The 23,511-nt window shown below is 44.4% G+C and carries 15 protein-coding genes; 4 read left to right on the top strand and 11 right to left on the bottom strand.

Going from position 1 to position 23,511, the window contains the following annotated elements; all coding sequences use genetic code 11:
• Positions 1–45 precede the first annotated feature (45 nt).
• A complete protein-coding gene (uxuA, locus tag IEX80_RS22925) occupies positions 46–1,245 on the bottom strand; it encodes a mannonate dehydratase (protein WP_188834269.1) in 1,200 nt (399 codons plus the stop codon).
• A gap of 158 nt (positions 1,246–1,403) precedes the next feature.
• Here uxuA and IEX80_RS22920 point away from each other — a divergent pair, with 158 nt between their 5' ends.
• Both IEX80_RS22920 and IEX80_RS22915 read left to right on the top strand, forming a co-directional pair.
• Entirely contained in the window at positions 1,404–2,432 is a 1,029-nt protein-coding gene (locus IEX80_RS22920; protein ID WP_188834268.1) for a LacI family DNA-binding transcriptional regulator, read from the top strand.
• Positions 2,433–2,444: 12 nt separating this feature from the next.
• A complete protein-coding gene (locus IEX80_RS22915; RefSeq protein WP_188834267.1) occupies positions 2,445–3,191 on the top strand; it encodes an SDR family NAD(P)-dependent oxidoreductase in 747 nt (248 codons plus the stop codon).
• A 27-nt stretch (positions 3,192–3,218) separates the two neighbouring features.
• On the opposite strand, the gene IEX80_RS22910 is transcribed toward IEX80_RS22915, so the two are convergent.
• On the bottom strand, positions 3,219–4,742 hold the full coding sequence (locus IEX80_RS22910) for a glucuronyl esterase domain-containing protein (protein ID WP_188834266.1): 1,524 nt from the start codon (positions 4,740–4,742) through the stop codon (positions 3,219–3,221).
• 27 nt (positions 4,743–4,769) lie between these two features.
• Positions 4,770–6,632 (bottom strand): sialate O-acetylesterase, encoded by a 1,863-nt coding sequence (locus IEX80_RS22905; RefSeq protein ID WP_229701731.1) that lies wholly within the window; start codon positions 6,630–6,632, stop codon positions 4,770–4,772.
• Between the two features lie 259 nt (positions 6,633–6,891).
• On the opposite strand from IEX80_RS22905, the gene IEX80_RS22900 reads away from it, so the two are divergent.
• Positions 6,892–8,721 carry an ABC transporter ATP-binding protein gene (locus IEX80_RS22900; protein ID WP_188834264.1) on the top strand — a complete coding sequence of 610 codons (1,830 nt, stop codon included), beginning with the start codon at positions 6,892–6,894 and terminating at the stop codon, positions 8,719–8,721.
• Between the two features lie 240 nt (positions 8,722–8,961).
• On the opposite strand, the gene IEX80_RS22895 is transcribed toward IEX80_RS22900, so the two are convergent.
• From IEX80_RS22895 to IEX80_RS22885, 3 genes are all read right to left on the bottom strand, one after another.
• Positions 8,962–10,287, bottom strand: coding sequence for a vanadium-dependent haloperoxidase (locus tag IEX80_RS22895; protein ID WP_188834263.1), 1,326 nt, complete (start codon positions 10,285–10,287; stop codon positions 8,962–8,964).
• 10 nt (positions 10,288–10,297) lie between these two features.
• Positions 10,298–13,648: a VCBS repeat-containing protein gene (locus IEX80_RS22890; RefSeq protein WP_229701730.1), complete on the bottom strand. Its 3,351-nt coding sequence runs from the start codon at positions 13,646–13,648 to the stop codon at positions 10,298–10,300.
• A gap of 176 nt (positions 13,649–13,824) precedes the next feature.
• Positions 13,825–14,853 (bottom strand): glycoside hydrolase family 53 protein, encoded by a 1,029-nt coding sequence (locus IEX80_RS22885; RefSeq protein WP_188834262.1) that lies wholly within the window; start codon positions 14,851–14,853, stop codon positions 13,825–13,827.
• 153 nt (positions 14,854–15,006) lie between these two features.
• Between IEX80_RS22885 and IEX80_RS22880 the strand changes: the two genes are divergently transcribed.
• Positions 15,007–15,567 carry a thioredoxin family protein gene (locus IEX80_RS22880; protein ID WP_188834261.1) on the top strand — a complete coding sequence of 187 codons (561 nt, stop codon included), beginning with the start codon at positions 15,007–15,009 and terminating at the stop codon, positions 15,565–15,567.
• Between the two features lie 39 nt (positions 15,568–15,606).
• Here IEX80_RS22880 and IEX80_RS27945 read toward each other — a convergent pair whose 3' ends face one another.
• The 5 genes from IEX80_RS27945 to IEX80_RS22860 all read right to left on the bottom strand — a co-directional run bounded on the left by IEX80_RS27945 (position 15,607) and on the right by IEX80_RS22860 (position 23,278).
• On the bottom strand, positions 15,607–15,738 hold the full coding sequence (locus IEX80_RS27945) for a hypothetical protein (protein ID WP_262892462.1): 132 nt from the start codon (positions 15,736–15,738) through the stop codon (positions 15,607–15,609).
• A 423-nt stretch (positions 15,739–16,161) separates the two neighbouring features.
• Complete coding sequence (locus tag IEX80_RS22875) at positions 16,162–17,259, bottom strand: phytase (RefSeq protein WP_188834260.1); 1,098 nt, start codon at positions 17,257–17,259, stop codon at positions 16,162–16,164.
• Positions 17,260–17,321: 62 nt separating this feature from the next.
• A complete protein-coding gene (locus IEX80_RS22870) occupies positions 17,322–18,575 on the bottom strand; it encodes a right-handed parallel beta-helix repeat-containing protein (RefSeq protein ID WP_188834259.1) in 1,254 nt (417 codons plus the stop codon).
• Between the two features lie 34 nt (positions 18,576–18,609).
• Positions 18,610–21,378 (bottom strand): TonB-dependent receptor, encoded by a 2,769-nt coding sequence (locus IEX80_RS22865; RefSeq protein WP_188834258.1) that lies wholly within the window; start codon positions 21,376–21,378, stop codon positions 18,610–18,612.
• 256 nt (positions 21,379–21,634) lie between these two features.
• A complete protein-coding gene (locus tag IEX80_RS22860) occupies positions 21,635–23,278 on the bottom strand; it encodes a tetratricopeptide repeat protein (protein WP_188834257.1) in 1,644 nt (547 codons plus the stop codon).
• Positions 23,279–23,511 lie beyond the last annotated feature (233 nt).

The following is a 23,511-nucleotide window of genomic DNA, read 5'->3' as shown; positions in this document are numbered from 1 at the left end:
AATTTAATTATTGATTCCTTATTTAAGCTACCTTATTTATTGCAGCTATTGCTCGTCGTACAGTATGCGTTTAATCCCCATCTCCAATCCGCGTAACTCGGCCAGGCCCTTCAACCTGCCAATTACCGAATAACCGGGATAGGTATTATAATTAAAATCATCAAGTAGTTTATGCCCGTGATCAGGCCGCATGGGGATAGCTATATCGCTCCGGCCTGCATTTTTACGGGCTATCTGTTCATTGATAATGGCTTTCATCACGGCATACATATCAACGCTGCCTGTTAAATGATCGGCTTCATAAAAACTGCCATCCGACTGCCGGGCCACGTTGCGCAGGTGTAAAAAGTGGATCTTATCACCCAGGCGGCTTATAATTTCAGGAAGATCATTTTTGCCCGATGCACCTAACGAGCCGGTGCAAAGCGTGATACCATTGGCAACTGAAGGATAACTATTTACAATATCAGTAAGATCATTTAAGGACGATGCTACACGGGGCAGCCCCAGGATAGGAAACGGGGGATCATCAGGGTGGATACACATTTTAATGCCCAGTTTTTCGGCATATGGGATTATAGCCCGTAAAAAATAAAACAGGTTTTCCTTTAATGCTTGCGTGTTTACCTCACTGTATTTGTTAAGGTGTTCTTTAAACTCCGCAATGGTAAAAACCTCGTCTGTACCAGGTAAGCCGGCCAATATTGTATTGGTTAACAGCGTTCTGTCTTCGTCACTCAGCCCATCGAGGTAATGCTTTGCGGCTGCCTGTTGTTCGGTGGTAAATTCGTTAAAGGCATTCTCCCGTTCTAAAATATACAAGTCAAAGGCTGCTAAAGCCGAAGCGTTGTAAAGCAATGCAGAAGCACCGTTTGCTAACCGATAATCAAGATGCGTGCGGGTCCAGTCCAATACGGGCATAAAGTTGTAACACACCGTAAAGATTTCCTCCTGCGCTAAATTTTGCAGTGTTTGAATATAATTATCAATATACTGGTCACGTTCCGCACTACCAATTTTGATACTTTCATGAATATTCACACTCTCTACAACCGCCCAGTTAAAGCCCGCACTTTCAATTACCGCTTTCCGCTGCCTGATTGCTTCACTGTTCCAAACATCCCCGCAAGGTATATGATGAAGCGCGGTAACTATCCCGCTTGCTCCCGTTTGTTTTATTGCACTTAAAATTACCGGGTCGCCGGGGCCAAACCACCTGAAAGTTTGTTTTAAATCTGGTACCATATTATTTAAAAACGAATTGCTATCAACGCGATAAATTTATGCAATCGATTGCATAAATTTTAAATAATGTGTAATAATTTTATACTTTTATCCCTGAACAATCTGGCTGCGGTTATTACCGAACATGCAACATCGTTTATATATTTTAGATTAACTATATGCCGGACAGCGGAAAAGAGATAACCATATATGACATTGCCGAAAAATTAAAGGTTTCGGCAGCTACGGTTAGCCGTGCGCTTAAAGACCACCCGCGGGTTAATAAAAATACCAAAAAGAAGATTATCAAAGCAGCCGAAGAAATGGGTTACCGCTCCAATTCGTTCGCCAGCAATTTACGCCGTAAAAACAGCAACATCATCGGCGTTATTGTGCCGCGGCTCAACAGCAGTTTCATGTCGGATGTTATTGCAGGCATCGAAAAAGTGGTGAACGACAATAACTACAACCTCATCATCAGCCAGTCGTTAGAAACGATGAAGAAAGAGATCAGCAACGCCAGGGCCATGCTGAATAACCGGGTTGACGGCCTGTTGGTTTCATTAGCTTATGATACCACCAGCATTGAGCATTTTGAACCTTTTATCAAACGCAATATCCCGGTGCTTTTCTTCGACAGGATTTTTGAGCACGAGCAGTATCCGCAAATCTATATCGATAACTTCAAAGCCGCTTATGAGGTAACTAAGCACCTGCTTGAACAGGGCTGCAAACGGATAGTACATATTACCGGAAATCAGTTACGCAATGTTTACGCCGAACGCCTGCGCGGGTATAAAAAAGCTCTTGAAGAACACCAAATTGATTTTGATGGGCAATTGGTGATCATCAACGACCTGAGCGCTAAAGAAGCTGCGGTAGCGGCAGAAACCATTTTACAAATGGATCCGCTGCCCGATGGCATATTTACAGTTAATGATGTCAGTGCCGTTAGCTGTATACAAGTACTGAAAAAGGCAGGCATCAAAATTCCCGAACAGATAGCAGTTGCGGGCTTCAATAATGACCCGGCGGCCTGTGTGATTGAGCCCAATCTCACTACAGTAAATTATAAAGGCTATGAAATGGGTGAGGTTGCCGCCAATATGCTTATCAATCATTTGGCAAACAGGCAGGATCTGCAACAAACGCATAGCCTCATCCTCAGATCGGAATTGATAATACGTGAATCCTCCAGAAGAAAATAACTTAAAAAATCCATGAACTCAAAGACCAAACTTGCTATCGTAACCGGCGGTGCCTCGGGCCTTGGCCTTGCTACCACCAAAAAATTCACAGAGCAGGGCATCAAAACCATCATCATAGGCCGAGACGAGGCAAAACTTATTGCGGCAGTAACACAGCTTGGCGATCTTTGCAGTTACAGGCAATATGATCTGAGTGATACAACCGGTATACCGCAACTGGTAGCAGAAATAGAAGCTGAATTTGGCGCACCTGATATTTTGGTTAATAATGCCGGCATTAACCATAAAAAAGCTTTCGCCCAGGTAACCGATGAAGAGTTCGCCAGAGTGATCCAAACCAATCTTACTTCGGTATTTGCGATAAGCCGCGAGGTAGTAAAAATCATGTTGAAAGCTGGCAGTGGGAGCATAATTAACATCAGTTCGATGGCTGCACAATACGGCATACCGTATGTTATTGCCTATACCGCATCTAAAACCGCCATCGAAGGTATGACAAAAGCCATGGCTACCGAGCTTTCGCCGCAAGGCATCAGGGTTAACTGCGTTGCTCCGGGCTTTATAGCTACAGATATGTCGGCAAAGGCGCTGGATAATGATCCTGCCCGCAAGCAAAAAGTGATGGGCCGTACCCCAATGGGCAAATTAGGTGAACCTGCCGATGTGGCCGAAGCCGTTTATTATTTAGCGACAGATGCCGCCAAATATGTAACCGGGGTTGTTTTACAGGTTGATGGTGGTAATTCGATAGGGTTTTAATAAATTCGGCATGACGTGAAGGAGACGTCATTTCCCGCTTCCTGCTTTTCCATAATGCATCAATTTATTGGCCCAGGCGATAAAATATTTTACGTTTGGGGCATCGGTATGCCCACCATCATGCTGACGCCAGGCGAGCTCGCCGTTAAGCAAACCTGTATTAACCGGCGGCATTTTTTCGGTTTTATAATCGTTTGAAACGCCGAGGTCATTTGCACCAAGCAGTTTAAATACAGAACCCGCAGCCACAGTTGCCATGTAGCTCCCCTGCTGATCGAGCCATTTGGCGTCTCCTTGCCCGGGGATACCATAGCTTATAAAAGTATACCGCGGGGCACACAAGGCAATCAGCTCATGTGCATCTACTGGAAGGTCTTTCGCGGTTTTAGCACCGAATACAGCATCCGATGCGCCATATTTCATAAAGTTACCGGCCATCCAATAATATTCGCCACCGGTGAGGCTTTCAACCGCTTCCCCAAAGTTCCGGCGATGCAACTTGGCCCCTCCCTCACCCGACGAACCTATCAACCCCATGGCAAACCTTTGTTCAAAAGCAAGTGTTACCAGCGCTGCCTTTCCATAGCGGGAAACACCTTCAATACCTACATATTTGGCGTCAACCGCAGGTTCTGTTTCCAGGTAATCCAACGCGCGTGCCGCTCCCCACGACCAGGCACGTAAAGCTCCCCAATCCTCCGGCTTACGGGGCTGGCCTTTGTTCACCAAACCGATGATCCCTTTGGTTAAACCTTCCCCGTTATCCGCCTGGATAGACGACGGATCTATAAGTACATACCCCCATCCATTGGCAATTAGTTGCGTGGCAGTCGGTGGGTCGCCTTTCATCCCTGGAAAACCACCGGGACCAAAGGGAGATTGTTCGGCAATAGGATTATAAGCGGGATATTGCTCAAAAATAGTTTTAAACTCGGGATGTTCTTTTAAAAGAAGTTCTTTCAATGCAGCGTTGATTTTTTCCACATCAGCAGCGGGAGGCTGCGCCGGCGCCGGTAGCGCGCTTCGGCCAAACATCATCAATACCGGTACCGGTCCTTTGGTATTTGCGGGGAGCACTAAGGTCATTTCGATATTGACGTTGATAAGCGGATAAGCCGTATTATCAACATGGCCTATCAGTTGTTTGGCAATCACCGGATAAAAGCCAACCCGCTCTTTATCGGTTATTTTAACCGTCCAGGTTACCTTGGGTACATTAGCAGGGATGCGGCCATAAACCTCACGCTCCATATCCTCCACAATTTCGGGGCGGCGCTGTTTCCACCACATTTCGGCTGTAGTTACCTTTTTACCGTTCTTTAGGGCAAGGGCGTCAGGCAAATCAGGATAAGGGTTAGCCAGCGCTTCATCATAATTAGCATGATTAGGGGCCGATTCATCGCCGCTGGGTCCATTACGCAAGGTTTTAATTCCTAACTGCTTCATCATATACTGATGGTCCTGATCAGCAGTGAAGTTTACCGGGGCCGGGGTTTGCGCTTTCGCCGCAATGGCCCATGTGAGTAAGAAAAAGAAGGCAGTACTTTTCATCGCCCCTGGTTTCAAATTAGTTTATGGTTATTGCAGTTTACCGGTTTGGAAAGGTGATGCCGGCAAGCCTTCTTTATTATAAAGGTTCGCGCCATCCGGGTTATCGGCCCAGGCATACCTTACGTAAAGCGGTGCAGGGATTTTATCGCTCCAAACCAACACCTTACCTCCATTAATAATTGCCTTTGCCCAAACAAACTTTTTATCAGCCCCGGCGATGGCAAATTGTGACAGTTCCTCGCCATCAATAGCGACAAGCCCCGCACCTGTATTTTTAAAAGCAATCTCAATCTTATTCCCCTCAATTTTAGCCGATTGGTAAATCGGGCCGGATGGTACTACATTCACATCGCCATAAGCAACATTTTCGGCAGCGCGGGCAAGCCTCTCACCCACTGTTTTTTTATTAAGAGGGTGGATATCATTCCACTCGCCGGCATCAATGGTTACCGCCATACCAGTATTGGGCACTTCAAGGGCCTCAAGCTGACCGGCGCGTAATTGCGCCCAGTCGCTTTCTGTTGGCGAATACTGTACCTCGTTAAAGTTTGGAAGCTGGGCGTAAATAAAGGGAAGATTACCTTGTTGCCAGCGATTCCGCCAGTCGGCAATAAGAGCCTTTAACAAGGTTCCATATTCGGATGCGCGGCTGGAATTACTTTCGCCCTGATACCAAACTATACCTCTAATAGTATAATTGATAGCGGGCGCTACCATGGTGTTGTAAAGCCCGGTAGGTTCATTCTGGGCCGAAAATTCCGGTTTCATCCTAACGGGTTCAAACACCTGCCCAACTTTGTACTGCCAGTCGCCGCGAAGGTCGATGGTATCACCGGCTATTGCCAGGTAGTACCGTTTATCAGGCACAAAACCACCTTTGCCCGATGTATTGGTAATGCGAACCACAATAATATTTTTGCCCGGCTTTAATAAACCGGCGGGTACCGTGTAACGCCTTGGCGGATACTGATAGGTAATGTTCCCCACCTGTTTGCCGTTAACATAGGTTTGATCGGCATCTATTATCCTCCCTAAATACAGTTTGGACGCTTTACCCTGTACCGATGCGGGCAGTGTGATTTCTTTCCTGAACCATACCACGCCGTTCAGGCCTTTTACACCCTGATCGGCCCAGTAGCCTGGCAGCCAGAAACGGTGCCAGCTATGTGGCTTGTAGGTGGTATCATGCCATGGTTTAACCTCATTTAAGCCTTTATCTGCGTTAAGCGGTTCCACTGGTTCCGGGTGTTTTTTCAACACGCTGTCCATAAATGCCGTATTGCTGAACCGGGCAATCCTGTTATGATATGATTGAATGTTTTTTAAGCCCTCGCTGCTGACCCAGGCCTCAATAGGTGTACCGCCTACGCTTGAGTTGATGATGCCTATGGGCACATGATATTTTTGATAAAGCTGTTTAGCGAAAAACCATGATGCGGCACCAAAACCTAAAACAGTTACAGAATCTGCCTTAACCCATTTACCAGGTAACAGATCTGAGTGTTGCCTGGTTACGTCAGACTCCGTTTTAACGAAAAAATTCCTGATCTGCGGATAATTGGCTTTTGCTATTTCATCAGGATATTTTTCCTTAACCCGCTCCATAGGCAAAACCATATTCGATTGCCCCGAACAAAACCATACATCGCCAATTAAAATGTCCCGGATAGTAATACGATTATTACCGGTGATTTCCATAGTATACGGCCCCCCGGCTTTCATTGGCTGAAGGGCAATTTTCCAGGAACCGCTTTCGTCAGTAACGGTGCGGTATGTTTTATGCTGAAAATTAACGGTGATCTTTTCGCTTGCATCGGCCCATCCCCAGATCTTTACTTTGGCATCGCGCTGTAATACCATGCCATCGACAACCAGTTGCGGCAGGCGCACTATTCCATAACACGGTAATATTAAACAAGCGAACAGCGCGACAAGTAATAGCTTCACCGACCCCATAACTCCGAAATATTTATTGATGGTTTATTTGACTAAGTAACAAATAAAAAAAGATTTGCGCAATCGATTGCACAAATCTTTTTTATTTTAATTCCTGATTAGTCAGTAAATGATCATAAATGTGCTCATAGTCCTTCAATGCAGTAGCAATGAACATTTTTTTGTTTAAAATCGCATTTATCAAAACCGGCAGATGGCTAAAACAAGAAATATCAAACCAGAGCAAAAGATTTCGTTCAGAGAGCGCTTGTCGGCATTAAGCAATCTCCCGGATTTTTTCAGGCTGGTATGGCAAAGCAGTCCGGGTAAAACAACAGCAAGCTTTTTGTTACGCATTATGCGTTCGGCCATGCCGGTTGCCTTGTTGTACGTAGGTAAGCTGATCATAGACCAGGTGGTATTGCTCAACCACCACGGCGGAAGCCAGCATGAATTATGGAAACTGGTTATCATTGAATTTTTGCTGGCTGTGGCAACCGACGGCCTAAACCGGATGATCAGCCTGATGGACAACCTGCTGGGTGATCTTTTTGCTAACTATACCTCCATGCGCATTATGCGTCATGCGGCCACGCTGGACCTGGAACAGTTTGAAGATTCTGTTTTTTATGATAAGTTGGAGCGGGCCCGGCAGCAAACCGTTGGGCGTACCATACTTTTATCACAGGTAATGAGCCAGATCCAGGATTTTATATCCATAGCTTTCCTGCTTACTGGCTTACTGACTTTGAACCCATGGCTGATCCTCTTGCTGCTCATATCAATCATCCCTTCGTTTCTGGGCGAAAGCTATTTTAATAGCCAGAATTACGCACTTACGAGGAGCCAAACACCTGAAAGACGAGAGCTGGATTATGTACGCTACCTGGGCGCTAGCGATGAAACAGCTAAGGAAGTCAAGATCTTTGGCCTGTCTGATTTTATTATTAACCGCTTTAAAACGTTATCAGATAAATTTTATGCCGATAACAGCAAACTGGCCGTACGGCGTTCGGCCTGGGGTACCTTCTTTTCTGTCTTAGGCAGTGTTGGCTACTATGCCGCGTATGGTTTTATTATTTATCAAACTGTTACGGGCAAGTCTTCTGTAGGTACGCTTACTTTCCTGGCGGGCTCATTCCGGCAATTGAGCAGCCTGATGGAAAATTCGCTGAACCGGTTTACATCAGTTTCACAGGGTGCTATCTACCTCAACGATTTCCATGAGTTTTTTGAGATCAAACCAAAGATCAAAGTTGCTGCTTCTCCTTTACCATTTCCAAACCCAATAAAGCAAGGGTTTACTTTTGAGGATGTGGGATTTAAATATAACAATGCCGAATCATGGGCCAACAGGCACCTGAACTTCACCCTGCACCCCGGCGAAAAGATTGCGCTGGTAGGCGAGAACGGAGCAGGCAAGACTACGCTTGTAAAACTACTGGCCCGCTTATATGACCCAACAGAAGGGCGCATCCTGCTGGATGGTGCAGATTTGAGGGATTATGACCTCACGGACCTCCGGTTAAACCTGGGCATTATTTTCCAGGATTATATTCGTTACCAGATGAGCTTTTCGCAGAATATTGCGGCAGGAAACATTGATGAGCAGGACAATACCGAACTAATCCGTAAAGCTGCCCAGGAAAGCCTTGCAGACGCGCTTGCAGCCAAACTTCCGCTGGGATACGAGCAATGGCTGGGCAGGCGGTTTAACGAAGGTGTTGAATTATCGGGCGGCGAATGGCAGAAAGTTGCACTGGCAAGAGCCTATATGAAAGATGCACAGGTGCTCATCCTTGACGAGCCAACTGCAGCGCTCGATGCCCGGGCGGAATATGAGGTATTTCAGCGCTTTTCATCATTAACCCAGGGTAAATCGGCTGTGCTTATTTCACACCGGTTTTCAACAGCAAGGCTTGCTGACAGGATCATCGTGTTAGAAAAAGGCAAGATCCTTGAAGCAGGCACACATCAGGAACTCATGGCTAACAACGGCCGTTATGCCGAATTATTTAGCTTGCAGGCTGCGGGATATCAGTAAGGGATGATATTTAAGCAAACATCCTTTGGGCTTTGAAGAAGAAATGACAAAAGATGGCCCGTCACCCTGAGCTTGTCGAAGGGTCGCGCGCAGAGGCCAGCCCACCATGCTTCGAGGGCCTCAGCATGACACCCCTTTTTAAGTGTCATGAGAGAGATGAAAGCACCATCTTCGCCCTGTATAGCAACTCCACTTATCGAAAAACCCTTTCGCCACCGCTCATAACAACCATGCTTATATCTACAACTTCCTTTGCCCGCTCATTTTAGCAACAACCAGGTTGCCCACTTTATTTCCCTGAATAATACCATTATCAATAGCATCCATAAAATGAATACCACCCCAAAACCTGGATATAGCAGCTTCTTTAGCAGCCTGGGTAAACGAACTGAAATGCCTTGGCGGGATACCATAATTTACTTCCACATCATCGGTATATTTAAACTTATCGCCGAAATAATGCGTAAGAATAACTGCTGCAGTCGTTGAAACCACCGAATGCCCGCTGATATATTCCGGAAACGGAGGGGTTTGCAACAAGGGTTTCCAATGCGGGTCTATATACCTGCGGATGGCCGTTTCGGGCCTGATGCGGTTGGTGCGGTATTTATCTTCCCAGCAGCAAATAAAACCATCCAGCAGGCCTATGGCTACAGCGGTATTGATCTGCACCGTTTTAGAGAAACCGGTTTTGGCCTGCTTACAGGCAATAGCCGTTATCCCCATCCAGTGTGCTCCCGGCGAAATCTTTTTTAGACCGATAAGCATGTGCCCGTCATTTTGAACGGCAAAAGGGTTACAATCCCAAAAATTGGCAATATCTTTTTCTTCCTGCTTTAAAGCATTGCCACTTTTGGCGTAGCTCATCTGCAGGTATTTATAAAAAGCTGAGTTTTTATCCGTTGAAAATGGAATGGGCGCATCAGGCACAAATTGTGCGGCCGAATCAAGCGTCATAGGCCGGATAGTGTTAAAATAAGGCTCAACCGGCAACATGTAAGCAGGCGGGGTCAGGTCCCAGCTACCGGGTGTTTGCTTAAGCTTATAGCGTGGATAGTTACTTATTTTCCGGTAACCATCGGCCCTGGCATAAGCCAGGATCTGTTTACTGATTGTTTTGGCATAGCTTTTTGAACTGTCGATAACCTCGCTGCTGAAGCCAATATTTTTGCACGAATCAATAAAGGAAGACTCGTAGCCCAGCATCAACGTACCCGATGGTAACAGCTTGGCGGCTGTTTCAAACATGGCGAGCACCGCACTTAGCTGATAATTATAACTGGTATTTTGTTTGGGGTGTTTGATATCCGGATATTGATTCAATACACCGCGCATACTATGGATCTGTTTGTCGTTTTCGGCAACTACCTCATACCCGGCAAGGCAGGTATAAGCAAAAAAACGGGCGGCCAATGGCGGGTTAGTAACATCATGGATCATTACGCTGGTCATATGGCCAACAACTTTGCTCACGTCCTGGTTGGTTAGTTCGGGTTGCTTTTTCGGGCTGCAGCTTATCATCGCAAATAAGCCAGAGGCAGGTATTAGCATTAACAGTTTTTTCATTGCCTTTGTATTATTGCTTGTATGCCTTTAGTTTGCCCTTATCAAGGGCAAACAGTAAAACATTATTTAATGGAAGCACGCTCCTGACATCTCCCCTGATGTTAAAGCCCGATTGCTGCTGGTTTATGTATTGGTAATTACCCCTGCCATCCCCCTTAAGCAATACGCCATAGTTAGCATCATATTTACCGAAACGGATGCGGGCCTTGTTGATGTTGCCGCAAAGCAAAAGATCCTCCTTGCCATCATGATCGTAATCAAATGAAGTAATGGTAAAAACCGGCGAATACTGGGCCTGTAAGGGTAATACCGCCTGTTTTAATTTTCCTTGTGCATTACTGATAAAACATGCTGTAGCCAGTTCATTGGCTGTCAGTTTTTTTACATCTTTCATTTCTTCGGCAGTAAAGATCTTGTCTATTGTAGCATCGGCATAGCTTTTATAATCGGGGAACCGGCTGCGCATGACACTCATCTGGTCAAGCAATTCATCACGGCTTACAAAGGGGTAACTTTTATGCTGAATGTAAAAACAAAGCATCGGGTCAACGGAGCCGTTATCATCAAAATCTTTATAAAACATCTCCGCAGGCTCGGCATCGCTTGCTTTACATTGCGTATTTAAACCAATGTTTCCGGCTATAACATCCGGATGGCCGTCATGGTTGATGTCGCTTACCTGTAAACAGTTCCACCAGCCGGCATATTTTTTATCAAAGTATTTTGTTGTGGCATCGGTTAGCTTAGTGCCGCTATTTTCAAAAACCGTGATCGGCATCCATTCGCCGGCCAGCACCAGGTCGGGCTTTTTATCACCGTTCATGTCAACCCAGGCAGCATCGGTCACCATCCCTATATTTTTTAACGCCGGGTTATATTTTGCGGTTTCATTAGTAAAATGCCCCTTGCCATCATTGATCAAAATATAGCTTTCGGGCGCTTCGGGATATTGCCCCGGGATTACCCTGCCGCCAACAAACAGATCTGGAAAACCATCACCATTGATATCGGTTGCTTTTACACAGCTTTTACTGCTCATCATTTTGGGCAAAGCTCCATTAGCTTTGCTGAAGTTTCCTTTACCATCGTTAATGTATAACCTGTCCTGCAGCAGCGCGTCATCCGGTTTATAATCGGCATAGCCACCAGAGGCTGCATACAGGTCGGGCTTACCATCGCCATTGGCATCAAAAAATAAAGCTGCGGCATCGGTACTGTTTTTATCGGCTTCAAAGGCGGCAAGAGCTTTGCTGATAAATTTCCCATCCTTTTGCTGCAGGTGCAAAACACCGGCTTTGCCATCATGCGCGCCGGTGTAAATATCCTCAAGCCCATCGCCATTTGCATCGCCTTTGGTAAGGATGGAACCCGAAAATGATATCGAATTAACCATTAATGGCTGCCGTTTAAAATCATTGGTGGTATTATCGCTTTCGCTGCCTGCGATAGGGGCAGGTACCTCTTTAAATATTGGATTGATCTGTTTTTGTACAGGACTGCCATCTGTGGCGTCCTTTTCATTTAAAACAACCTGTTTGTCAGCTTTTACTTTTTGAAGCACCTGCGATTTGCCGCTTTGCCAGGTAATCCTTAATGAATCTACCTGCTTATCTTTTCCCAATCCAAAGTGCAGTACTGTTGACACGGTTGACTGGTAACCACGGTTTGGCATCTGCTCCAGGTATTGTGTTTTATTGCCCGAATAAATGCTCACCTTAGCACCTACTCCCTGCGTGTTTGCCCCATTGCCATTTAATTTTACAGCTAAATAATGGTTGTCATTTTGTTTAGCCGCCTGGTTTTCATAAACAAAAGCAGGCTGATTGATATTATTTACCACCAGGTCAAGGTCACCGTCATTATCCAGATCGGCATAAGCGGCGCCGTTACTGTTTGATGGCAGCGTTATGCCCCATTGCTCGCTTGTATTGGTAAATGTGGTATTGCCATTATTTTTAAACAGGTAACTTTTCATTTGCGATGATGGCATCTGGCTTACAATATCCAGGAGGTCCTGCCGCATTACGCGCCTGTCTTTAAGGTTATCGCCCATAAACTTTAAAAAGTCCATGTTGGTATAGTCGCGGGTATAACCGTTACTTACAAACAGGTCTTTCCAGCCATCATTATCATAATCGGCAAAAAGGGGCGACCAGCTCCAATCCGTATTGGAGATGCCTGCCAGCTGTCCTATCTCGCTAAACGAGTTATTGCCGTTATTGATCTGCAGCATATTACGCATATACTGATAATAAAAGCCTACCCTCAGGTTCAGGTCGAAGGCTTCATAATTATCAATACCGAACAGCAGTTTTTGCCGCTTGTTATCTTCGGGAAGCATATCCAGGGTGTAGATATCGGGTTTGCCGTCATTATTAATATCGGCTACATCATTCCCCATAGAGTAAAACGAGCTATGGCCTATTTGTTTCTGGAGCTCATCGGCAAAACTGCCCCTGCCATTATTAATGTACAACCTGTCGGGAATACTATAATCATTGGATACATAGATATCCGGCCATCCATCGCCGTTAATATCGGCGATACCTGCTGCAAGGCCGTATGATAGCGGTGTATTGATAATGCCTGCACCGACGGTAACGTCAGTAAAATGATTATTGTCATTCCGCAGCAGCCTGATCCCCGATTCGTTATCCCTTTTGGCCGACATCTCCTTAACAAAGGCATCATCCATAATACTGATCCGGCCTGGGTTGTGGTTAATTAACAACAGGTCGAGATCACCGTCCCGGTCATAATCAAAAAAGTATGCCTGTGTACTGAATGATGGGAAATCAAGGCCAAAATCAGCGGTCTGGTCTTTAAACATGGGAACTCCTGCGGCATTGTTCCCCTGGTTTATAAACAGTTGGTTAACCCGCTTCCCGGCCCGTACTTTACCCGAATAACATATGTATATATCCAGCTTACCGTCACCGTTAACATCGGCCATGGTTACACCTGTTTTCCAGGGACCGGGCCTGCCTGCTACTCCGGCATCAGCAGTGATATCCTTAAACTGCATATTGCCCTGGTTCAGGTACAATTTATTATCGGTCATATTGCCGGTAAAATAAAGGTCCTGCAGGCCATCGCCGTTTAAGTCTCCAACTGCCACGCCACCACCATTATAAAAATACTCGTACATCAGCACGTTGGTGTTCAATCCTTCGGTTAAGGTATTGGCAAAATCAACATGGGTTTGTTCCGGCTGCAACAGTTTAAACAAGGGTTGTTGTGAGTTGGCAGAGGGCTCATGACTGCACCCTGCAAATAACATCAGCGTACATACAGCAGGAAACATCAAAAACGATCGTTCTTTTCGCGTTTTAAGCGGGAGGGGGAACCGGAATATCTTCATTGTGGTTTATTGTGGCTGCGATAAATAGGCATCGCAAATTTGATGTCAATATAACAATTATTCTACATGCAAAGCATTTTTAGAAAAATCGCTTTAAGAAGCTATATATAGTGACTCTGCAAATTGGAATTGCCCTTATTTATCCTATGATAAAGCCAAAGCGTATCATGATCCTCCTATTCAAGGGGCAGCCGAATATGATATTGTTTACTAATGCTGTCATAAGTAGCCATATGCGCATTAGTATTCCCCTGTTTATCAACAAAGGTTTCGCCCCAGCTAAAGGGCTCCCAAATAAAAGTGCCTTTAACTTTATTACCAGGTAATGAAAAAGCTATATCATTTACCTCGCGTTTGCGCTGCGAATATTCCACCACTATCACATCCTGTTTATAACGGGCGGTGAGGTCGGTAAGGTTGTTGCGTAAACTATCCGGTGTGCCATGCCACTCGGGATAATATGATTGGCCAATGATATCGAAATTAACGCCGCGTTTGAGCATGTTATCTACAAAGTATCTTGATTCTGCATTTTGTCCGCCGCAGGCAATATGCAGCATTACCCTGATATTGCTGCTCACGCTTTTGACACAGTTAATGCCAGCCTTTAAAAAGCCAGCCAGGGTATCCAGGTTTTTGACACGGCCGTTGGGCCATAAAATGCCGTGGTTAATTTCGTTACCTACCTGCACCATATCGGGCAGCGTGCCCTGCTTTTTTAGGGCCAGCAAGGTAAGCCGGGTAAATGCCTTTATAGAATCCTGCAGTTGCTGGTTGTTGAGCCTTTTCCAGACGGCGGGTTTGTATTGCTTACCGGGATCAGCCCAGTTATCACTGTAATGAAAATCAAGTAAAAAGCCCATTCCGGCTTCTTTAATACGCAGGGCCATCTTTTTGGTATCTTCCAAACCACAATAGCCTTTTGCCGAGTACCCGCTATCGGCCTTAGGATTATTGAATATACGAAGCCGTACATAGTTAAAGCCATGATCTTTCAAAATGGTGAAAGGGTCCTTGTTTACGCCGTTATCATAAAACTTATGCCCCTCAGCTTCCAACTGCGGGATAAATGAAATATCGGCGCCCATGATCTGCTTAAACTTAAGCGGAACGTTTTTGGCCGGCGAATATTTGTAGGACGATAAAGCCCCGGTGCATACCAGGCTAATTGCTATTGATAGCAGTTTGTTTATTTTAATTTTCATGTACCCCGCTTTGATAATCAAAAATACATAGTATATTAATCATAGCCCGGTAAAGGTTATCGAAATTAACCTACATCAACAAAATTCACACGCACATTATTTAATTTCATATCGTAAAAGGAATTGCCATTAATGGCGCCAAATGCAATTATTATGGATTTCACAGCCTATCAGCAGCTATTTTTCGATATTTTGAACAGCCCTAATCCGCCGGCTCCGTACGACAATCCGGATTATTTAAATTATACAAAGCTCAATTGGTCGCGCCAGCAGCGCTGGCTAAAGGTTGGCGTACTGAACCCGGATCTGACAAATGCCATCGAAAAGATCAGTAAACCACAATTATGGACGGTTATTACCGAGGCCTGGTGCGGCGATGCTTCGCATACCATCCCGTTCCTGCATCGCCTTTCGGAACTAAACCCGCTTATTAAAGTTGATTATCAGCTAAGGGATTCGCCGCCATTTTTGATTGAAAGTTACCTTACCAATGGCACCCGGTCAATCCCCAAGATCATTATTGCAGATGAACGCAATCAAGACCTTGCGACATGGGGGCCACGACCGGCCGAATGCCAGCGATTATACCTGCAAATGGTGAAAGACTATATTGAAATGAGCGAAAAAAAGATAGCATTGCAGAAATGGTATAACGAGGATAAAGGTGAAAGTTTTCAGTTGGAGTTTTTAGATATTATTAACCAGATAATATGATTCTGGCAAAAAAGTATTCTTCAAATAACTAAGAATTACTTAGAGGCTGTTTAAAAATGAGAAATATTCATTGCCGTTGGTTTTAACCAACGGTAAAAAGCTGAAAAGTGGCTTGGCTTTAGCCCAATTGTGCAAAAGGATTTTGGCTGAAGCCCCTTTATTATTACTCATTATTCCGTTGGTTAAAACCAACGGCAATGATTTTAATATGATACATAAATAATTCGAATCAAATTTAAACAGCTTCTTAGAGATAAAAAGTCGTCATTGCGAGGTACGAAGCAATCCCCGATTTACAGAGTCGACCTGTATAGCTTGGGATTGCTTCGTACCTTATAATGACGTGATTGTAAGTTATTGATTATTAAATATATTTTTCTTGATGGATTTTATAACATGGGCGTTGCCTGCGGCCCGGGCTTTCCGTTGCAAGTCCTCGCCTTTCCAGCCCGCAACCCCTTTGCGCGCTCCGGGCTTTACACTGCAATCCCTAACGCGGCCCACGCGCAACACCGTTAAAATATATTTTACATGTCATTACTTTTTTTTCCAGGGTTTCCCTGATGGGTACTCGCAATTCTTTATATCATATTACTATTTTACTTTAAGTTCTTTGCCCGCTATATCTTCCCAGCGGTAATAGTGAAAAGTTTTATCGGTACTCATTACCACAAAAATGCCATGTTTAAAGGTATCATTTAAAGGAGTAGCAGTTACGTCACTGCCATCACTTTGTCTTGCGGCTACGTTTGCTATCTTCAGCAACTTGTGTTCAAAAGGGTTTGCTTTGGTACCTTCCCTGCTGAAAACCTGGAAACGGTTGGCACCCTGATCGGATACCAGAATGTAACCTGTTGTATCGCTCAACTTATAAATCGAGATCCCTTCATGATCGGCTTTAAAACCCGAAGTACCGAAGATCGCCAGTTCCTGGTCTCCTTTTTCAGGGTCGGCATAATACTGGCGAACGCCTACCTGTTCGTCTGAATAGTAGATGTATCCCAGCTCATTATCAACAGCAATTGATTCAATTTCTTTTTTGCCACTGTATTTGCCAAACTTACGTACCAAGGTAGCTTTTACATTACCAGTGCCATCATCCTCAAGCAGATACTGCCAGATATAGCCACCGGTTTGCGGGCCATTTTTGCGACCTGCGATGGCATACATTTTTCCATCTTTTGCAGTATAGATGGAGATACCCATTAAATCCCGGTATTCAAAGCCGGTTTCGCCAACAAAGGCATCGATACCGCCATTATCTACGGGTTTCATATCAGGCAATGAATAGATCCGCAGTTTATGGGTCATGCGTTCGGTGGTAATAGCAATATCGGTGGGCTTGCCGCCAAGCATTAAACCATAGGCCAGGTCAACGTTGTTTGGCCGCTTTAAGCCACGAACAACCTTATCCTTAATGATCTTGCCCTGTAGGTCGAATACATAAAGAGCACCTTCGCTGTTTTTATCAGTGCCGATGATCAGGCTTTTAGCCGGATCAGCCGGGTTGATCCATATTGCCGGATCGTCGGTATCATACAGTACAGGTTCGGTAACAACTACCGGTTTTATTTCGGGTGCTGTGCTGCCCGGGATGGTAAGCCCTTTGTTGCCTATCTGGCTTTGGCCGCAGGCGGTATTACCTATGGCAACAGCAAGTAGTACAAATGTTAATTTGCTCAGTTTATTCATCTTTTATTATTAATAAAAAAATGATCCTGCAGAAGTATGCAGGATCATTGCCATGAGTTAATTTATTTTGCTCCGAAAGCGCCGATGTAATTAGCCGGGGCAGGAGATACGTAATTTATCCCGTTTACGGTGATACCCGCAGCATGGTGACGGGTGAAGTTGGTTATACCATGATTTAAAGCAGGAGAACCGCTTTGCAAATGAAAATCCCAGTTTACATCATAAACTGCGTTCAGTACCGGGGTAGATTCAGGATAGTTCACAAATTTAGGATCGTTATCGCCTGCTTTTGTGCCTCTGACCTCATTAACACCACCAATAATATCTTTTGATGGCTGAAACTGGTTTACCGTAGTTTGATCGTAGCCGTAGTAAAGGTTATTGCTGATCACGGTACGTTTATCTTCAGTTGATTTGGTGTCGCGTTTGATACCAAAACGGGTGTTTGCAAACAGGTTGTTGTAAATATCGGCATGTACGTTGTTTTCCAGCCAGATAGAACCGCCCTTTGCCGATGGCCTGCGCCAGCCGGTATTTACCATGGTGTTATTATAACAGATGATGTAAGCCTGCGGCGTACGGTCGCCCGAGTTTGATAACTTCAGTGCATTGGTATTGGCGCTGTAAACCAGGTTAAAGCCAACATCAGCCAAACAGCCTGATTTAAAGTTCATGGCCTCGCCTCCAGTTATCCCTGTAGTATAAAAAGTATTGTTGGCAAAAATGATCTTACCACCCTCAATATAAGTACAATCTTCCTGAAAATTACGCACAGTTGAGTTTACTACAATCAGTTTACCATTCACATTTGAAAACCACAATGCAGGCAAATTTTCACCAGCGGCAGCTTTATAAAGACCTTGTTTTACCGAAGTTGAAGCATCAGATGTAGTGTTACCGCCATACTCTAAAATAGTATGATCGAGCACCAATTCGGCGCAGGTTTTAGCGGCAAGGATACCGCCCCACATTTTACCGAATTTTTTGGCCTCGGTACGATATGCCGGGTTTACGGTTATCCTAACCGGGTTTTCGGCGGTACCTAATGAGTACAGATTCCCTTTTACTATAAATTCAGGTTTAGCAATGGTATCCATCAATACGGTTACACCCTCTTCAATAGTAAGTGATTTACCTTCGGGAATAATAATATCACCCTTAATGATCTGCGTGCTGCCTTTAGCCCAAACGCCAGATACTTCACCGCTTGCCGATCCATCGTTTGAGCTGGTATCAACATCAAGGTTAGCTTTCCTGCAACTGCTAAAGGCTATGGCCGATAACAGCACTGCCGCGAATATTTGTTTTAGTTTCATTATAATGCCTTTTATTTATGGTTGATAAATTATTTTAAAGTTTGTATCGAACACCAATCAGGTAAGTTTGCTTATAGTAGTCGCTGCGGATTAAGGTTTGCCCGTTTGCTACGATGTTATCATCTTTCAGCGTAGCGTTTTCAGGGTTGGTACCTTTCAGGAACAACTTAGCCGGTGTGTTAAGCAGGTTGCCCGCTTTGATAAATACGCTCAGGTTGTTTTTAAAACGTTTTTCGGCTGATGCATCCATCTGGATAAAGCCGCGCTGCCAAAGGTCATTATTCACAAACTGCGATACAGTGTTGATGCGCGGACCGGTATAAGCTCCGGCAATTTGTGCATCCCAACCCTTCTTAGTGTCTTTATATAATAATGACAGGTTGGCGATATGCTCTGACTGACCATATAAAGGTCTGGTTTGATTTACCGTAGTCAGGTGGGTATCACCATTTACATCGGCGATATAAGTATCTTTGATGGTAGTGATGCGAGAATGGGTATAAGTATAATTGCCTTTTACGCCAAACTTGTTAAAAAACTTAACCAAATCAAGCTCTAATCCATAGTTTTTAGCTGTACCGAAATTGCCCGGAACATAATAAGTATCCTGGCCGCGTGTAGCATCCGCCTGGAAACTATACTCTATCGGGTCCTTAATCTGTTTGTAAAACGCGCCGGCTAAAAATTGCATGCTTGCGTCAGGGAAAAGTTCATATCTTAAATCGTAATTATCTGCAATAGCATGTTTCAGATCGGCATTACCACGTTCGTCATAATCCTCACCCGGCCTGGTTCCTGGTATAATCTCATAAAAACCAGGTCTGTTAATCGATTTGAAATAAGAGGCATGCAGTTGCTGTTTATCGGTTAAAAAGTATTTGAGCGTTAGGCTTGGCAATACATCAGTGTATGTTTGATTACCCGTAGGGCGTGGTTCACCCTGGGGGAAAAGCATGTGATAACCCTGATTAGTGTGCTCAACGCGTGCACCACCAACTACCTGAATAGTTTTTGTAGTAAATTTAAACATACCATAGCCGGCACCTATCTTTTCAGATGCATCATTAGTTAATGAATTGGCAACTGCACCCGCCTGATTTGTAACGTTAAAATTCAGTTGGGTGTAATTCGTAAAATCGGTACCATACAATGCGCCTGGATTGGCGGCAGCAAGGTTATAATTGTTATAGAAACTGCTGCGCTCTTTATCGCGGTATAAACCACCAGCAGAGAAATCGACATTAACACCGCCAATTGGTGCGGTATAGGTGAGGTCTAAATAACCTGCTTTATCTTCGTCTGTATTGCGTTCCCAGCGGTGGGTAAGCGAAGTACCGTTAGTGAGATATGTGCGCCTGTCGACAAAGTTTTCGCGTACACCATTAAGGCTGATGGTGGTATTATTAGGCACTTCGTTTTCGGCCGAAGAATAAACCGCCGACCATTGTACCTTAAGTTTATCGTTAAACAATTTATGATCCCCACGCAGCGTTCCGCTGTAAATTTGTTGCTCGGTAAAACGGCTGCGGGTTGAATACCCTAACTGAGCATTTCCTTTATCCGGGTCGTAATCAGTTGAAAAACTGGTGGATTTTTCGTCGCGGACCTGGATACTGGTTAAGTTAACATAGGTATTAAAAAAGCTCAGTTTATTGCGGCTATCTAACAGGTAATCAATTTTTGAAAATAAGCCGTAACGTTTTTGCTGTTCAGAATATTCCCTGTCATCCCGGCTTGTAACCGCGGCATACTCAGCCGTTGGATTTACTTTAGTGTTGTAGAATACACTGTTGCTACCCCGATAGGTATTTTGATAACTACCGGCTACCAACACACCCAATTTGTTATTAAAAAAGCGCTGACCTAATGATAAGCTACCAATAAGGTTTGGCGCAGGGTGTTTAAGCGAATAGTTTAAAGTTCCGGTACCAAAATCAGCCTGAGTTGCCTGGTAAGTTTTACCATTGAGTTCATAAGGCGATTTGTGGTTAATGCTTGAATAATCATAGCTCATAAACTTACGATCCAATAGCAGCTGACTGTAACCGCCCGCAATGTTAGCGTTAATTTCAAAACCCTCAGGGGCATCCTTCATCACCATGTTAACCACGCCCCCAACAGCGTCGCCTTCCAGGTTTGGGGTAAGGGTTTTATATACCTCTAACCTTGATAAAAGGTCTGAAGGGAAAATATCAAGCGGTACATAACGGTATTTGTTATCAGGGCTTGGTATTTTAACACCGTTTACCAGGGTATAATTATAGCGTTTATCCATACCACGTAAAATGGCATATTGGCCATCGCCGTTTGTGTTACGTTCAACCGATACACCTGATACGCGGGAGATCACATTAGCCACTGTTAAATCGGGAGATACTTCAATAGCCCTGCCCGATACGATGTTCATTACCTGTGTGGCCTGCTGCTCAATTCGGCGGGCAGTCCTTTCGGTTGATCCGTTCTTTTGAGATACAACACTGATTTCCTGTAATTGCTTATTCGACTCCTCGAGGTATATTTTCAGATGCGGGCTGTCTTCTTTAGTTATTTCAACCTGTTGCGTTGCTGTGGTATACAAGATGTAAGATACCCTAACAGTGTAAGAGCCTTTTGGTACGTCCTTTAATTCAAACGAGCCGTCCAGCCCGGTGGTAGTAGCAATCTTCGTTCGGTCGAGGCTCACGGTAGCACCTACCATAGGTTCGCCGGTTTTGCGGTCATAAACATGACCTTTTAACTTTGTTGCGTTAGCGGCGGTAACGCACAAAAGCATGAACAAGAATGTTTGTAAGTATTTTTTCATTTTGCGACGATTAATGCAATTGTGATTTGCTTTTTTGACGGCGCAAAAGTGTTTAAACCCACAATACATCTGCTAAAATATGCCGTTACAAAAAGGAAACAGCGTTACACGGGGCGTATACGCAACAGCAACTAAAAAATACAATTAATTGATTTTCAATAAAATAATTAAAACAAAAACCTCCATTATCATTCAGTTACCGTTACATTAAACTAATGTTAAGCCCCAAAAAATGAAGAAATTAACAATAACCAACTTATAGGGCCTGTATAAAAGTGGTAAGATTTTCGCCCTGGTCAATGTTGAGTTTCTTGCGTAAACGGTAACGGGCAACCCGTAAACTATCAATAGAGATGCCCAACAAACCGGCAATATCCTTCGAATCCATGTTGACTTTAAGCAGGGCTATCAAACGCAGATCTGTTGAGGTAAGATCTGTACTGCGTTGTTTCAGCTTTTCAAAAAAGCTTTGGTGAACTTGTTCAAAAGCTACCGTAAACTCTTTCCAGTGCTGCTCGTGATTAAAGCTTTGATTTATTTGCTGGATAATTTGCTGCATCTGCCGCTTCTGATCACGCTTATCTTCTTTCACCATATCCTGCAACGTATTGCGCATGCTCTCTAACAACTGGTTATTCTTGATCAGGTTTAAGGTGTGCGATGACAGCTCCTGCCCTTTAAGTTCCAGCTGTTGTTTAAGGCTTTCCTCTTCCAGTTGTTTATTCTTGAGCTCCAGCTCCATCAAATCGCGTTGGGCTTCAAAAATCGACCGGTTTTGCTCGGCCAGGACACGCTGGTCGCGTATTTTGAGGCGTTGCCTGCTGAAGGTTACAAAACCGAGAACGACAAGCAACAGGGAAATGGTAACGCCGGCAATGGTAACTATCTGGTTAGTTTTCCGGATGTTATTGAGCCGGGTAATTTCATCGCTCTTTTTATCCATATCATACAACACCTGCAAAAATGAAGTTTGCTTAATGCTCTCCCTCGAATACACCTCAAGCGAGTATTTACGGCTCAATTCAAGGTAATGATAGGCGCTATCCATCCGGTTAAGCAGTTGATACGACTTACCGAGGTCACGACAGGAAGCAGCTAACTGGTACAGGTTTCCTGTGTTTAATGACAGCGCATAAGCCTTGCGCGATTGCCGGATCCCTTCTTCATATTTACCGGTTTTCCGCAAAATATCGCCAATGTTATTGATCACCTCAATACTGGCAACTTCATTATTGTACTTGTTATAAATCTCTAATGATTTTCTGAAGCAGGAATATGATGAATCATAATTGGCCAGATCCTCATGGATACTGCCAAGGTTCTCGTATATTTTTGCTTGCCCATAATCATCTCCTATGCGCTGATAGCGGTTTAGCGCCAGGCGCTGGTAATAAAAGGAGCTGTCATACTTATGATGCTTTTCATACAAATGCCCTATCGCTCCAAAGATCTCGGCCTGGCCTTTTTTGTTGTTGGTTGCTTTGTAAAGATTGAGTGCCTTGTTATATAACTGAAATGACTTGTCAGGCTGCCTGTTGTAATAATACAAGATGCCCATCTTGCCCCAATTGTCGGCCAATAAATCCTTGTTGCCTACTTGCGCGAATACCTTATCGGCGTGTAAATAAAAATCAAGGGCTTGCGCGTAATGCCCCTGGTCAAAACAGATCTGCCCCATTTGCTGCAGACTCAAGCCGGCGGTAAGATTATCATTATCCTGAACAGCATCGGCGTGGAGTTTTTTCAGAATGATAAGCACCGAATCGGGATGTTGCTGTGAGAGCAATTGAAGCTGCTGAAACCGGTCGGTTTTGTTTGATTGTGCCTGTGCCGCTGTACCAGATATTAATACAAACAGGTAAAATGTTAATTGAATAAGCCTGGTGTAGAGTTTAATCATATCTGAAAACTAAGCGGATTGTCATTGCAAAGAAATCTTCTTCTGATACCTGCGTACGAAAAGACAAACAAAAGAAGCATTTCAATATGAACTTAATGTTAACTAACAATCGTGTGTTAACTATTTTACATTCATATAATCTGCAGCGGAAGTTTTTTCAATTCCTTCCTTCGGGAGGGGCGTGGTGGGAATGCGTAGTGGCAGGGAGGGGTTTATCCGCTATTTAAAAGGAG

The sequence above is a fragment of the Mucilaginibacter rubeus genome (genome assembly GCF_014643835.1).
In the GTDB taxonomy this organism is placed as follows: Bacteria; Bacteroidota; Bacteroidia; order Sphingobacteriales; family Sphingobacteriaceae; genus Mucilaginibacter; species Mucilaginibacter rubeus.
This window is presented reverse-complemented; position numbering and strand designations above follow the sequence as displayed.